The sequence below is a fragment of the Flavobacterium sp. HJ-32-4 genome (assembly GCF_022532105.1).
In the GTDB taxonomy this organism is placed as follows: Bacteria; Bacteroidota; Bacteroidia; order Flavobacteriales; family Flavobacteriaceae; genus Flavobacterium.
In genome coordinates this window covers 1,107,969-1,120,901 of record NZ_CP092832.1, presented here as the reverse complement: position 1 = coordinate 1,120,901, position 12,933 = coordinate 1,107,969, and the positions used below count along the sequence as shown (strand labels likewise).

Genomic DNA, 12,933 nt, shown 5'->3' with positions numbered 1-12,933 from the left:
CGCTAAAGCGATACCGCATTTTTGGTCTCGGCCTCAAAAGACGCAATCGCGGCCTGGTAACCCGATTCGAAAATGGCATCCATCTTGGCTTTATTGGTTTCAAAGGTGCCGAATTGCCACAGCCCTTCGGGGATGATGATGCGGTCGCACAGGTTAAATTTCTGTGTATTGGAATGCGCTGTCAATAATTCGACGGCACGCGACATCACTGATTTAATCGAATTGAGGTCTTTGGCTTCGATATCCTGCACCGGGCTCACATACACCCCGATCAAATGGTCACACCGTCCCTGCAGTACATCGGCCGGAAAGTGGTTGAGGATGCCGCCGTCGGAATACAGATTGCCGTCAATTTCATACGGACACATCATGCCGGGCACGGCAGCCGACGCCAGCACCGCATCGGTAATGCGGGTCTCCGGGCCGAAAATACGTAGTTTGCCTTTCACCATATCCGTCGCCGTGATATGCAGCTTCAACGGAAGGTCGCCGATGCGCGTATCGCCAAAAATCGTATTGAAATAGGGCTGGAAGGAATGCGAATCGATAAGTCCGGGTTTCTTCAGTGTAAAATGCCGCCAGTGAAAAAAGTAAATCGACTTGAAGAACTCCAGTATCTGCTCGGGCGTCTGACCGAAGGCATACAACGCACCAACGATGGCACCGGCGCTTGACCCGGCGATCTGCGAGGGCGTAAATCCATGATCGTCAAGATATTTGAGCACCCCGGCGTGGGCGAGTCCTTTCGTGCCGCCGCCAGACAGGGTAAGACCGATGTGTTTGTATGTAGAGGTCATAGTCGGATGATGTGCATATTCGTACCTTCGCAACGCCAAACAAAACTATGCAAATTATGGATGCCCTTATTGCCAACAGCTTGTTAAAGGCCCAGACCTATGCGCAGTATCGCGAAACGGTTACGGCCCTGCTCGCTGAGGGAAAAGCGACCGGCAACGTCCAGTCAGACGCGCTGGTGCACTATTCCCAACTCAACGAAACCCGTATGAACAGGCTGCAAAAAACGGTGCAGTTGGAAGACGCTGTGGCTACAAAACTGCAACACCTTACCCATTCGTATACCTGGCTCGTCCTTTCGGAAGGCTGGTGTGGCGATGCCGCGCAGTTGCTTCCGGTGATGCACAAAATGGCATTGGCATCCGACAAAATCGAACTGAAAATCGTGTTTCGCGACCAACATCCGGAACTGATGGACGCCTATCTTACGAATGGCACGCGTTCCATCCCTAAACTCCTCATCCTGGATAACGAAACCAAAACCGTCGTGGCAACCTGGGGACCGCGACCGGAACCCGCTGCCCAACTCGTGCGCGACTACAAAGCAGCACATGGCGTGTTTGACGAGGCGGGAAAGACCGACTTACAACTGTGGTATTTGCACGACAAAGGAACGTCGACGCAGGAGGAAATCGCAGCGCTACTCCGCTAACGTCGCGACAAAACCCTCGGGCGACAGCGCATCGTCTACAGAAAAACCACCACTTTTGGTACGCCGCAATGCGGTAAGATGGGCACCCGACTGCAGGGCGGCTCCCATATCGTGGGCCAGTGAACGGATGTAGGTACCTTTCGAACACCGCACGCGGAAATCGACATCCGGCATTTCGATGCGCGTGAGTTCGAATTCGTAAATCGTGGTCTTTCGGAATGCAATTTCAACCGTTTCACCCGCGCGGGCATGTTCGTATAAACGCTTCCCATCTTTTTTGATGGCAGAAAAAACAGGCGGTTTCTGGTCAATTTCCCCGACAAACTGACGTGTGGCCTCACGGATGCTGTCTTCCGTCAGGTGCGACGTCGAAAATACCGCATCGATTTCCGTTTCGAGGTCATAGGACGGCGTCGTGGCGCCCAGACGAAAGGTACCGGTATACTCCTTCTCCTGTCCCTGCAATTCCTGTATTTGTTTCGTCGCCTTACCCGTACACACAATCAGTAATCCCGACGCCAGCGGATCGAGTGTACCCGCGTGGCCCACCTTGATTTTTTTGAGTCCGAGGTGTTTTTTAAGCGCCCATTTGATCTTATTGACCGCCTGGAACGACGACCAATGCAGCGGTTTGTCGATCAACAGGATACGACCTTCGGTAAACGACTGTTCGACGGTGGTCATTCGAGGGAAAAATAGGCGAGCAACACCGCTCCGACGATAATACGGTACCAACCCCACGGACGGAAGCCGTATTTGCGGATGACACCAATGAAGAACTTCACCGCCAGCAGCGCGACGATGAAGGCGGCTACGTTGCCAAACAGGAACATCTTGAGATTGTCGCCCGATTGGGTCAGCAACTCGTATCCTTTAAGCCCGGATGTTTTATAGGTTTTGACAAAAACCGAATAGACCGTCACGGCGAGCATGGTAGGCACGGCCAGGAAAAACGAAAACTCCGCCGCCGTTTGCCGGTTGAGTTTCTGTTGCATACCTCCGATAATCGAGGCGGCCGAACGGCTGGTGCCCGGCATCATCGCAAGGCATTGCCACACGCCAATGGTGACGGCGCGTCGGATGGAAATGCCCTCTTCAGAGGTGATTTCAGGTTGCTGGAAAAGACGGTCTACAAACAATAATACGACGCCTCCGACAATGAGCACAAGGGCAATCGGTATGGGATCCCCGAGCACGGCATCGATGGCGTCGTCAAAAAGGTAACCGAGCACCAGCGCCGGTACGACGGCCAGTGCGAGTTTGATATAGAATTGGAAACGGGTGAAGTCGAGGAACTTTCGCCAATACAGCACCACTACGGCCAGGATAGCGCCAAACTGGATGCCTACCTGGAAGAGTTTTACAAAATCGTCTTCTTGTATCCCGAAATAGGAACTGGCGAAGATCATGTGTCCGGTTGAAGAAACCGGCAGGTACTCCGTCAGGCCTTCGATGATCGCAAGGATCAGGGCTTCAAAAAAGTTCATTTAGGCCTTTTTCGGATTTTTGAGGATGGCATATATCATTATACCGAATCCGATCAACACGACGGCAGGTGCCAGGCGGATCCGGCGAAAATCGAAAATCTTGTCACTGAAGACGTTGGGATCGTCGCTGCCGCCCCCTGACATCAGGATGAAGCCAAGTGTAATGACCGCGAGTCCGATCAGCAAGATCTTGTAGTTCACTTTCTCGAACAGGAACTCGGGTTTATGTTCTTTGTTGTTCATGATAGATTCGTTATCCGGGTTTGCATATACCGCGCAATCGCGATTTGGTTGTTAAAACTCCCTTCCGGCGGTTTTAGTATAAATCATCGGTCCGAAGGTTCAGGTAGCGTTGGGTAGCGAAAAACGTACTGACCCATGCGATCAGCACCCCCACTACCAGAACACCCACCAACACCAGGGCCGATGCCAGCGGCTGGTTGGTCAATCCGAGGTTCGGGAAATAGTAGTCGAGCGATAACAGTGTCGCCACCAATGCGCCAACGGCCAACAGCGCGCCCACGACGCCCAGCGTGACACTTCGCACGATAAACGGTCGACGAATGAAGGCTTTGGTAGCCCCCACCATCTGCATCGTTTTGATGATAAAGCGGTTGGAATAAATCGACAGGCGGATGGATCCGTTGATGAGGAGAATGGCAATAATCGCCATCACCCCCGCCAGGATTAAGATGTAAAGACTGATCTGTTCGATATTCTCGTACGCGAGTTTTACCAAAACTTTGTCATATCCGACATCGGCCACCATCTCGTTCTTGCGGATCCGTTCGTCTATTTTACGAAGACTGTCGTCGTGTATGTAAGAAGCCTTAAGTCGTATGTCAAAGGAGTTTTTCAGCGGATTCTCGCCGAGATAGTCCATAAAGTTCTCCCCAATATCGGCAATCATGATCTTGGCGGCCTCCTCTTTGCTGACGTAAGTCGCCGACTTCACAAACCGGGCGGTCTTCATTTCCTGTGCGAAGGCGTTGATCACGCTGTCGTTCGCTTCGGTCTTGAAGAAAACCGTCATCGGGATTTCCTCTTTGAAGTGATCCGACAGTTGCTTCGAATTCAGCACGAAAAGACCGAATATCCCCAACAGGAAAAGCACCAGGAAGATGCTCAGCACTACCGAGAAATACGAGGAAATCAACCTGCGTTTCTTGAACTTTTCGTAAGACGAACTCATAGACGACGAATTTCGCGTAAAAGTAAGGAAAAAGATGGGAAGTCACGCCTCACTTTGCCCCTTGAAACTACCCCTTAAAACGCCGTACTCAGCGAAATCGTGAGTCCGGTGCTTTCCGGAACGAAACGACAAACGCCTCCGACGCACACGAGTCCGCCCCGTTGCCGCCCATAGTTGAGCGCCAGGCGTGTCGATCCTTTTCGATACGACCCGCCAAAATTGTAATAGTGGGTTTGCTGGCTCTCGTCGTCGTTGCCGTAGTTGTAGATATCCCACACATAAAACGAATAGTGGTCATTTACATTAAACTCGACGGTAGCACCCGCCCAGTTCTTTTTGTCGGCATCGGCCCACATGTGTTCGCCCTCAACGCGGATGGAACGACTGGCAGAAAAGTTATAGGTAACCTCAGCGTCCAAAATGTTCGTTTTCACCACTTCGCTTCCCTGCCCTTGCCACAACCGGTCATAATACTGGTTGACGTAATAGAAGGCCGAATGCCATTTCTCTGACAATTGCTTGCGGATTTCGAGGTTGTAGTCGGAGTAGTATTTCTGTCCTACTCCAAAGAATTTCGTGTGGTAATCGACCGGAATGAAGCGGTAATTGCCCGCAAGGTTGTACCAACTCGAGGCGTTGGCGGCAATCTTCGTACCGTATTTGCCTCCCAGCGGCGTATCCTTGGCGAAATCGTAAAACACATCGATTTGCCCGCCGGTCTCTCCAGCCTTCATGATCGTAGGGTCGATGTAGTCAACACGGGCCTGCGCCTGGTAGACGTAGATATTGGCCAGGTTCGAGTGGTGCTGTTTGGTGAGTGCCGGGAGGAAGCCTAGCACCTTATCATTATAATTGAGGCTTGAGGAAACGCCGTCCGGTGCCGGGGTCGGCTCGCGCTCTGACAGGAAAAGCATGTTTTCGATACGGCGGAGCGTAGCATCGATACCCAATCCCTTTCCGGAATAACCAAAGTTGATGAGGGTCGCATTGCCCGACCGGGCAAAGTTGTTATTGATGTTCAACTGCGCATCCGGCACCGCATCGCGCGTTTTGTAATCGTATTCCCCTGACAGGTAAAAGGCGTTATGGATGAAATTGAAACGGCCCGAATAAGCATTCGTCAATTCGTCGAACAAGGCCGGTTCGAAATCTTCTACCTTCTCATAGCGCCCCAGCCAACTGAAGCCAAACGACAGGTCAGATGAAGAGAACTTCAGCCATTTAGATACGTTCAGGTCCGAATCGAAGCCATAAACATCGCCTTTTGCCACACCAAAACCGCTTCGCTGCCGTCCGGCGATGGCCGTTAGGCGGAGGGCGTCAATTGGTCGCCACACAATACGTCCGCCCCGAAGCGCGGTATTGATACCCAATGCCCGGTCTTCCCAGGCACGGAAGATGAGCCCGGAACCGAACTGTTCATAAAAATGCCCGACGGTGACATCGAGTTTGGTGGAGTTGTAGGATACGAAATAGAGTCCGAGATCCGTGCCGTCAAAACCCGGATTATAATTCAGCAGGGCCGAGGGTGCGTAGGATTCCGCCTGTATGCCCGCTGTCCATTTCTTGTATTGGTAATTGAGTTGGAGGTAATTATTCGAACGAAACGGATCCTCCGGATGCGACAGGTTACGTCCTTTATCATTTAGGTACCAGGCCGAATTCGATTCAAATCCGCCGAAAAGCTTACCATAGTCTGTTTTCTGCTCCTCCTGTGCCTGTACGGCGACGGCCGCGCAAAGCGCCCATGCGAAAAAATACCGTCTCATCACAGCGTCTTCAGTTTTTCAAAGAGTTCCTTCTCGGCACCCTGGCTATACCCATTGTGGATGTAGACGATTTTCTTGTTTTTCACGACAACCGTATACGGAACATTCGCCACGGCCAGTGCCCGTTTGAGTTCCTGGTTGCTGTCGAGCAGGATGGCATACGGCCATTCTTTCCCTGACAACAACGGACGTACCCGCTTTTGGGTTCGGCTGTCATCGATGGAAATGGCCACTACCTGGAAGTTCAGTTCTTTCGACCAGTCACCATACTTTTCCTTGATGGCATCAAGCTCGTTAATGCAGGGCACACACCAGGTTGCCCAGAATGAAAAGACATAGAGTTTATCGGGCTCGGAAAAGTCCTCTTTTACGTTAAACGACTTATTATCCGGCGACTTCAGTGTGACAGCCGGCATTTCTTTTTGGGCGTGCGCCGCGCCGGAAGCCAGCAACAGGAGCAGGAGGAGTTTTTTCATATGCCTGGGTTTGGTGGTCGCGGCAATATTAAGAAAATATGATGGGATAGTTACCGACCACAACGGTTATTTGCATGTTGGAAATTAAAAGAAATGCAGTCTATTTTGTGATTTGATGCGGGATTCTTGGAAAAACCAAACAGTTTCAGGCGATTTTGTGACGGAACAAAAAAAGTAGTGGATAATTCCAAAAGCGCTATTGTTACCTGAAGGAAAATTTCCTACATTGCGGCCACCTTAGTGATTCTAAGGAATTTAAGACAACTTACCTACCACATCTAAACTCCATTACATGAAGAAAACATTACTCTCGCTTTTGCTGTTTTCCGGACTGGCAGCTTTTGCCCAGTTGCCGAACGGCAGTACGGCACCGGATTTTACGGTGACAGACCTAAATGGAAATACACATACCCTTTCGGAATATCTCGCGGAGGGTAAAACGGTAATCCTCGACATCTCCGCTACCTGGTGCGGTCCGTGTTGGGCGTACAAAGGATCCCACAAACTAGCCGACCTGTATGAATCCTTCGGCGGAGGCGGTTCGAATGAAGTCGTGGTGATTTTTGTGGAAGGAGACCCTTCTACTACAACCGAAGACCTTTACGGCACCGGAGGAAATACCCAGGGTAACTGGGTCGATGGCTCACCTTATGCCATCGTGGACAGTGCGGAAATTGCGGATCTCTATCAGATTACCTACTTCCCTACCCTCTACCGTATTTGCCCTGCCGGAACGACCTATGAATTCTCTTCGTCGTTGTCGTTGTCTTCCCTTCGAAACAACATCAACAATAACTGTGGCGCGTTGACCGGGGTGCAAAACCACGCCAACCTCACAGCCGACGATTTGCGTTTCTGCGAGCCGACAGCTTCGTTCAGTGCGAAAATGAAAAACTACGGTAAAAATGCCATCACTAGTGCCACGGCTGTACTGAAAGAAAATGGACAGGTAGTCGCATCGGCTCCCTATAGCGGCAACGCCCTGCAATACCAGCAGGTGGTCGTAAACTTTCCGTCTACGACCTTCAACCCGGCCTCAAACTACAACATTGAATTGAGCGCCATCAATACGGTTGCCCCTTTCAACGCCGCGTTTGCCAGCCAACCGGTGTCCATCGCCATGGCCAATCCGACAGACCAAACGAATGTCGAAATTCTGATCTACACAGATAACTACGCAAGTGAAGCATCATGGACGTTGAAAAACAGCGCCGGCACTGTGGTGGCATCTGGTGGTCCTTATTCCGTTGGCCCAAATGCTGACGGCGGCGGCGGACCTGATGCCAACACGACCCTCACGGAGACCGCTACCCTGAGCCTCGACGATTGTTACAGTTTCACCCTGTCTGACTCCTACGGTGACGGATGGGGCTATGGCAACACACCACACGGAATTGAAGTGAAAGCGAATGGTGAAACGATTTTTGAGCAGGCCGTTGGAAATTTCGGCACTTCGTTAGCCATTCCGGCGGCGTTCAAAACGGTTGCCAACCTGGGCACCGTTGACAACGAAGCAAATGCCTTCGGTATTTACCCGAACCCTTCTTCCGGATTGTTTACCTTTACGACACTTGAACCGGTTCGCGTGGTAGTGTCTGACCTTACCGGAAAAGTAGTCTTTGAATCGTCTACGATCCAAAATGGCGATACGATGAACCTGACTTCCCTGCAGCGCGGTGTATACCTCGCCAAAGTTTCAGGGTCTAAAACAGAAAAAGTCGAGAAACTGGTTATCCAATAATCAGACGACATCACAACATAATTACCTAAAATGCTATCGGGCGTCAAACCCCGATAGCTTTTTGCTTACTACGAATGAACACTATGAAAAAGTTTTTTGTACTTGGGTTTTCCTTACTTGCCCTCGCGTTACAGGCACAGATTACCGTCACTACAGATGGTAACGTGATCACAAACGGCCAAATATTTACCTTCAATACGACGGCGATTGCATCAGAGTTGCCCTTCCGCGTAGCCAACAACACGTCTGAACCGATTTTCCTCAAGCTGAAAATGACGAACATGACAAACACGACCGGCAGCAGCGTGCAGTTCTGTTTCGGTGTGTGTCTGTATAATGTGTCAGCAGGGTTGCTCGTGCCGCCCAGCTTTCCAATTGAAATTGCGCCAGGCGATATTACCCCCAACGGTGACCACTTCTGGAACAGCAATGCAGGCGACGGCATCAATTATCCTATCGAATACACGCTGACCTTTGTTGAGACTACCGACGACGGCACCTACGTAGGCGACCTGCTGTCATTCAAATACCAATACAACCCGAACCTTTCCGTCGGAACATTTGCGGATCTGGCGAAGCTGGGCGTACAGGTAAAGCAGACCAAAGTAACGAATGCTGTGGACGTGGAGAGCCAGGAACCGGTGATGATGGAAGTCTTCAACCTGAACGGACAGTCGCTGCGCCACGCCACCATCAACGGACAACAGTCGGTTGACCTGTCTGGATTGGCGACGGGTGCCTACCTCCTGCACTTTACCTCTAAAACCGGAGCACAGGCGAACATTCGCATTATCAAAGAATAGCTATGAAATATCTTTTTTCGGTATGTACCCTATTTGCCGTCCTGCTATCAGGATGGCCCAGTCGGAATATACCATTGACCAATCCATTTCAACCACCTTATCAGCCGACGTTTCGCTGCAGTTGATCGATGAAGCCATTTCGTTCCGGCTTCTCAATATTGACGGCGACGATCTTACCGATGAAGCCACGTTCTATGTGGACGGTGTAGCCATTGACGGACACACCTTCACCTCCTCACTGATCGGAACGCATAAGGTGAAAGCCGTGTTTAGGGACATCCCATCCAATGAAATCGAAGTACGGTTCCATGACGGATCGGAGGTCTTGTTTGCGAAAAACGTGCTGATCGAAGACTACACGGGCACTTGGTGTGGCTATTGTCCGCGGGTGGCGTATGGCATTGAATTGGTAAAACAACAGACGACTAATGTCGTGGCGGTCGGTATCCACCGGGCAAGTTCAAATCCGGCCGACGCGTTTTACGATCCATACAACTACAACACCGACGAACTCGAATCGATGATCGCCATTCCGGGCTATCCAAAAGGATTGTTGAACCGGAAAACACTGTGGAGTTATCCTGAACCGAATAAAGTCGCACAGGTATTGGCCTTGACACAAGGCGAGAACCCACGGGTCGGCCTGGCCATACAGTCAACCCGTACCGGAAATAATCTGAGTATCGACGTTAAAGTCAAAACCAGCAAGAACCTGACGAATGCGAAATTGGTGGTATATGTAGTGGAAAACGGTCTTATTTACGACCAGCACAATTACACCTCGTATTATGGTGGCGTAGACCTCCTGCTGAATTTCGAGCACAACCACGTCCTGCGTTCATGCCTCACCCCGTTGTTGGGTGAAGCCATCCCGGATGCCGATGTGCGGTCCGGCCGGGTATATACACGCTCGTTCAATATCCCAATGCCTTCGAACGTGGCAAACCCTGAAAAAACGGAAATCGTCGCCTTTATTACCGATGCGACCACCAACGCAGCGCTGAATGTGCGATCCGCCGAAACGGGAGAACAGCAAACCTTCCAGGAACTTTAAAAAAGAAAACAGGCCACGAGCCTGTTTTTTTATGGAAATACATTTTTACTGTATTGTTACAAAAAAAACTATATTTGGCAAAAAAACACCCTTTATGAAACTGAAAATTACCTCTCTTTTTCTTTTGTTTTTTGTCTCGTCGATGGCGCTCGCACAAATGGGAATGGGCCCCGTTGGGCACCTGACCATTTTTTCGGAAGATGGAGACAAATTCCAGTTGTACCTGAACGGAGAACTTCAAAATGACGTTCCGCAGACCAACATCCGAATTGAAGACCTTCCCCAACCGTACTACAGCGCGAAAGTCGTTTTCGCCGACAAATCCTTATCAGAAATCACCAAGAACAACCTTGCGATTGCTGATGTCGATGGCATCTATTCGGATGTGACCTATAAAATCCGCCGCGACAAAAACAAAGCAGGGAAAATGAAGATGAACTTTTTCTCGATGATTCCGGTCGTGCAAGGCTACGTTCCACCTTCCAATGTATATGTCGTACACTACGGTGCGCCGAGAGAAGTAGTAGTCGCCCCAACACCGGGTCGTGTGAGCCAAACCACTACAACGACCACCACACAAACCACGGGCACCAGTATTGGTGTGGGTGTAAATGTAGAAGGAGTCAGTATGGGCATTTCCATTAACGACAATATGGGCGGTGGCGCCATTACGCAAACCACTACTACGACAACCCATACAGGCTCGCATGACGGACACGACCATCACGATGCCCCACGCGGGTGCAACGGACAATATTGTATGTCAGGAAGCGATTTCTCAAAGGCGCTTTCTGCCGTTAAAGGTCAGGGATTCGACGAAACCCGCCTCAAGGTAGCGAAGCAGGTGGTATCGGCAAACTGTATGAATGTGAACCAAATCAAGCAGATCGCATCGGAATTTGGGTTCGAGGAAACCAAACTCGACTTTGCGAAATTCGCGTATGACTACTGCGTCGACCCACGGAATTACTTCAACCTTAATTCCATCTTCTCATTCAGCTCCAGCGTAGACGACTTAACCGATTATACGTCAAGCCGGAACTAAGCATTCCTCCCAAAAAACAAAAAGACCGCCCTACAGCGGTCTTTTTGTTTTTTAAATGGATCCTATTTACCAAAAACGAACGTAAAGTACGCTGAAGATCAACAGGGTCAATACAATCAGGGCCAATGTGGAGGGCGCCACCCGGAACATCTTGCTATCGATCTCAAACGCCTTCGGATTGTGCTTCGGACCTGCGAGGCTTACCCCTACCATAAGCAATACGGTGAAAAGGAATGTCCAGCCCATCCCAATGAGGAAGGGAATTTCATACACCTTCTCGGAATTGCGGAAGGCCGTCCACAGCCACGTCTCGGCTCCGAACCAATCGACCGCATACATATTGAAAAAGATCGAGAACAGGAAACCGGCAATCAATCCGGTAATGGCCGCCGCACCTGTCGTACGCTTCCAGAACATCCCGAGAATGAACATGGCAAATACGCCCGGACTCACAAATCCGGTATATTTCTGGATAAAGGTAAAGCCTCCTTTCATGCCAATGCCGAGGGTGTCGTTCCAGGTAAGTACCACCGAAAGCACCATGGCCACCAAAATCGCGATACGGCCCATGAGGACGAGCTTCTTCTCACTGGCCTCAGTATTGATGTATTTCTTGTAAATGTCAAGCGTATAAATCGTCGAGATACTATTGGCTTTCCCGGCCAACGAGGCAACGATCGCCGCCGTCAATGCCGCGAGGGAAAGTCCTTTAAGGCCCGCTGGTAAAAACCCTAAGATCGACGAATACGCGTTGTCGGCTGAAAATTCACCTCCGGCTGCCATCTCCGCCTGCAGGCCACCATCCTTCCAGATGACATACGCCGCAATACCCGGCAACATGACAATAATCGGCATTGCCAGTTTCATAAAGCCGGCAAACAAAATACCGGTGCGGGCGGTTTTCAGGTCGGCACCCAGGGCACGCTGTGTGATATATTGGTTACATCCCCAATAATTAAGGTTCGTAATCCATTGACCGGCGAAATACATGGCCACGCCCGGCAACAGCAGGTACTTATCAATGTCTTCCTGGCTGGAATTAGGTCCGGGTTTGTCGAAAATCATCTTGAAATGATCCGGGGCTTGGTGCATCATGGTGGTGAAGCCCGCCCAGGCGTCACTTCCCAAACCAAAATGTTCGCCTACCAGGCACAATGCGATATACGTCGTCGCCAAACCTCCGATGACCAAAACCACTACCTGTATGACGTCCGTAAAGCCAATGACCTTCATGCCTCCCAGCGTGATGATGAGGGCGAAGACGGCCATAACGACCACAATCAGGTGAAAATACTCACCTCCGGCCATATTATTGATAGCCAAAGCCCCCAGATACAGGATCGAGGTCAGGTTGACGAACACATAAAGAAACAACCAGAAGACCGCCATGATAAGCGATGCACTTTGGTTGTAGCGCCGTTCGAGAAACTGCGGCATGGTGAAGATGCGGTTCTTGAGGTACACGGGAATAAACCATACCGCAACGACGATCAACGCAATGGCGGCCACCCATTCATAAGCGGCGATGGCCAGCCCCACCGTAAAGCCTTGTCCGGATGCCCCAATAAATTGCTCGGCTGAAATGTTTGACGCGATGAGCGAAGCACCGATGGCCCACCACGTCAGGGAACCCTCCGCCAGGAAAAAATTCGTTGATTCCGACGTTCCTTTTTCTTTCTTTCGGCGGTACACCCAGTAGCCATAGCCGGCCACAAGAAAGAAATAGGTAATAAACACGGCATAGTCAACAGTAGAAAACGTATTCATTTATAGTTGGTTTGGTTGGAAAAAAAGTTTGGTCGGGGCAAGTTATCATTTCAGTCGCGGTTAACCGTACACTACCCACCAGTTTCTATAACGTTATCGTGACGCGTAGTGAAGCACGAGGAGATTCGATTGTGTTTTTAGTTCCCGTGGAA

General features: G+C 50.5%; 13 protein-coding genes. 5 read left to right on the top strand and 8 right to left on the bottom strand.

The features are described 5' to 3' along the window. Positions 1 to 2: 2 nt before the first annotated feature. Complete coding sequence (locus tag MKO97_RS04480) at positions 3 to 797, bottom strand: patatin-like phospholipase family protein (protein WP_241104872.1); 795 nt, start codon at positions 795 to 797, stop codon at positions 3 to 5. 56 nt (positions 798 to 853) lie between these two features. Here MKO97_RS04480 and MKO97_RS04475 point away from each other — a divergent pair, with 56 nt between their 5' ends. After that, the gene (locus tag MKO97_RS04475) at positions 854 to 1,447 is read left to right on the top strand and encodes a thioredoxin family protein (protein WP_241104871.1); all 594 of its coding nucleotides are present in this window, start codon (positions 854 to 856) and stop codon (positions 1,445 to 1,447) included. On the opposite strand, the gene truB is transcribed toward MKO97_RS04475, so the two are convergent. From truB to MKO97_RS04445, 6 genes are all read right to left on the bottom strand, one after another. After that, complete coding sequence (gene truB, locus MKO97_RS04470) at positions 1,436 to 2,131, bottom strand: tRNA pseudouridine(55) synthase TruB (RefSeq protein WP_241104870.1); 696 nt, start codon at positions 2,129 to 2,131, stop codon at positions 1,436 to 1,438. The two genes, MKO97_RS04475 and truB, sit on opposite strands and share 12 nt — an antisense overlap. Then, positions 2,128 to 2,934, bottom strand: coding sequence for an undecaprenyl-diphosphate phosphatase (locus MKO97_RS04465; RefSeq protein ID WP_241104869.1), 807 nt, complete (start codon positions 2,932 to 2,934; stop codon positions 2,128 to 2,130). Before MKO97_RS04465 ends, truB begins: the two co-directional genes overlap by 4 nt. Next, positions 2,935 to 3,177 carry a DUF3098 domain-containing protein gene (locus tag MKO97_RS04460; RefSeq protein WP_241104868.1) on the bottom strand — a complete coding sequence of 81 codons (243 nt, stop codon included), beginning with the start codon at positions 3,175 to 3,177 and terminating at the stop codon, positions 2,935 to 2,937. A 73-nt stretch (positions 3,178 to 3,250) separates the two neighbouring features. Next, positions 3,251 to 4,126 (bottom strand): ABC transporter permease, encoded by an 876-nt coding sequence (locus tag MKO97_RS04455; RefSeq protein WP_241104867.1) that lies wholly within the window; start codon positions 4,124 to 4,126, stop codon positions 3,251 to 3,253. Between the two features lie 74 nt (positions 4,127 to 4,200). Beyond that, positions 4,201 to 5,895: a DUF6029 family protein gene (locus MKO97_RS04450; protein ID WP_241104866.1), complete on the bottom strand. Its 1,695-nt coding sequence runs from the start codon at positions 5,893 to 5,895 to the stop codon at positions 4,201 to 4,203. Continuing rightward, a complete protein-coding gene (locus tag MKO97_RS04445; protein ID WP_241104865.1) occupies positions 5,895 to 6,371 on the bottom strand; it encodes a TlpA disulfide reductase family protein in 477 nt (158 codons plus the stop codon). The genes MKO97_RS04450 and MKO97_RS04445 overlap by 1 nt, the downstream gene beginning before the upstream one ends. A gap of 292 nt (positions 6,372 to 6,663) precedes the next feature. Between MKO97_RS04445 and MKO97_RS04440 the strand changes: the two genes are divergently transcribed. The 4 genes from MKO97_RS04440 to MKO97_RS04425 all read left to right on the top strand — a co-directional run bounded on the left by MKO97_RS04440 (position 6,664) and on the right by MKO97_RS04425 (position 11,014). Further along, entirely contained in the window at positions 6,664 to 8,112 is a 1,449-nt protein-coding gene (locus MKO97_RS04440) for a T9SS type A sorting domain-containing protein (RefSeq protein ID WP_241104864.1), read from the top strand. Positions 8,113 to 8,195: 83 nt separating this feature from the next. After that, positions 8,196 to 8,915 carry a T9SS type A sorting domain-containing protein gene (locus MKO97_RS04435; RefSeq protein ID WP_241104863.1) on the top strand — a complete coding sequence of 240 codons (720 nt, stop codon included), beginning with the start codon at positions 8,196 to 8,198 and terminating at the stop codon, positions 8,913 to 8,915. Positions 8,916 to 8,937: 22 nt separating this feature from the next. After that, positions 8,938 to 9,969 carry an Omp28-related outer membrane protein gene (locus tag MKO97_RS04430; RefSeq protein ID WP_241104862.1) on the top strand — a complete coding sequence of 344 codons (1,032 nt, stop codon included), beginning with the start codon at positions 8,938 to 8,940 and terminating at the stop codon, positions 9,967 to 9,969. Positions 9,970 to 10,063: 94 nt separating this feature from the next. After that, on the top strand, positions 10,064 to 11,014 hold the full coding sequence (locus MKO97_RS04425; protein WP_241104861.1) for a DUF4476 domain-containing protein: 951 nt from the start codon (positions 10,064 to 10,066) through the stop codon (positions 11,012 to 11,014). A gap of 66 nt (positions 11,015 to 11,080) precedes the next feature. Here the strand turns inward: MKO97_RS04425 and MKO97_RS04420 are convergent, their stop codons facing one another. Next, positions 11,081 to 12,781 (bottom strand): sodium/solute symporter, encoded by a 1,701-nt coding sequence (locus MKO97_RS04420; protein ID WP_241104860.1) that lies wholly within the window; start codon positions 12,779 to 12,781, stop codon positions 11,081 to 11,083. Positions 12,782 to 12,933: the final 152 nt, after the last annotated feature.

Bases quoted from the DNA above. Each gene is read 5' to 3' on its own strand.
- MKO97_RS04480 (WP_241104872.1), bottom strand. From the start codon at position 797: ATGACCTCTACATACAAACACATCGGTCTTACCCTGTCTGGCGGCGGC.
- MKO97_RS04475 (WP_241104871.1), top strand. From the start codon at position 854: ATGGATGCCCTTATTGCCAACAGCTTGTTAAAGGCCCAGACCTATGCG.
- truB (WP_241104870.1), bottom strand. From the start codon at position 2,131: ATGACCACCGTCGAACAGTCGTTTACCGAAGGTCGTATCCTGTTGATC.
- MKO97_RS04465 (WP_241104869.1), bottom strand. From the start codon at position 2,934: ATGAACTTTTTTGAAGCCCTGATCCTTGCGATCATCGAAGGCCTGACG.
- MKO97_RS04460 (WP_241104868.1), bottom strand. From the start codon at position 3,177: ATGAACAACAAAGAACATAAACCCGAGTTCCTGTTCGAGAAAGTGAAC.
- MKO97_RS04455 (WP_241104867.1), bottom strand. From the start codon at position 4,126: ATGAGTTCGTCTTACGAAAAGTTCAAGAAACGCAGGTTGATTTCCTCG.
- MKO97_RS04450 (WP_241104866.1), bottom strand. From the start codon at position 5,895: ATGAGACGGTATTTTTTCGCATGGGCGCTTTGCGCGGCCGTCGCCGTA.
- MKO97_RS04445 (WP_241104865.1), bottom strand. From the start codon at position 6,371: ATGAAAAAACTCCTCCTGCTCCTGTTGCTGGCTTCCGGCGCGGCGCAC.
- MKO97_RS04440 (WP_241104864.1), top strand. From the start codon at position 6,664: ATGAAGAAAACATTACTCTCGCTTTTGCTGTTTTCCGGACTGGCAGCT.
- MKO97_RS04435 (WP_241104863.1), top strand. From the start codon at position 8,196: ATGAAAAAGTTTTTTGTACTTGGGTTTTCCTTACTTGCCCTCGCGTTA.
- MKO97_RS04430 (WP_241104862.1), top strand. From the start codon at position 8,938: ATGTACCCTATTTGCCGTCCTGCTATCAGGATGGCCCAGTCGGAATAT.
- MKO97_RS04425 (WP_241104861.1), top strand. From the start codon at position 10,064: ATGAAACTGAAAATTACCTCTCTTTTTCTTTTGTTTTTTGTCTCGTCG.
- MKO97_RS04420 (WP_241104860.1), bottom strand. From the start codon at position 12,781: ATGAATACGTTTTCTACTGTTGACTATGCCGTGTTTATTACCTATTTC.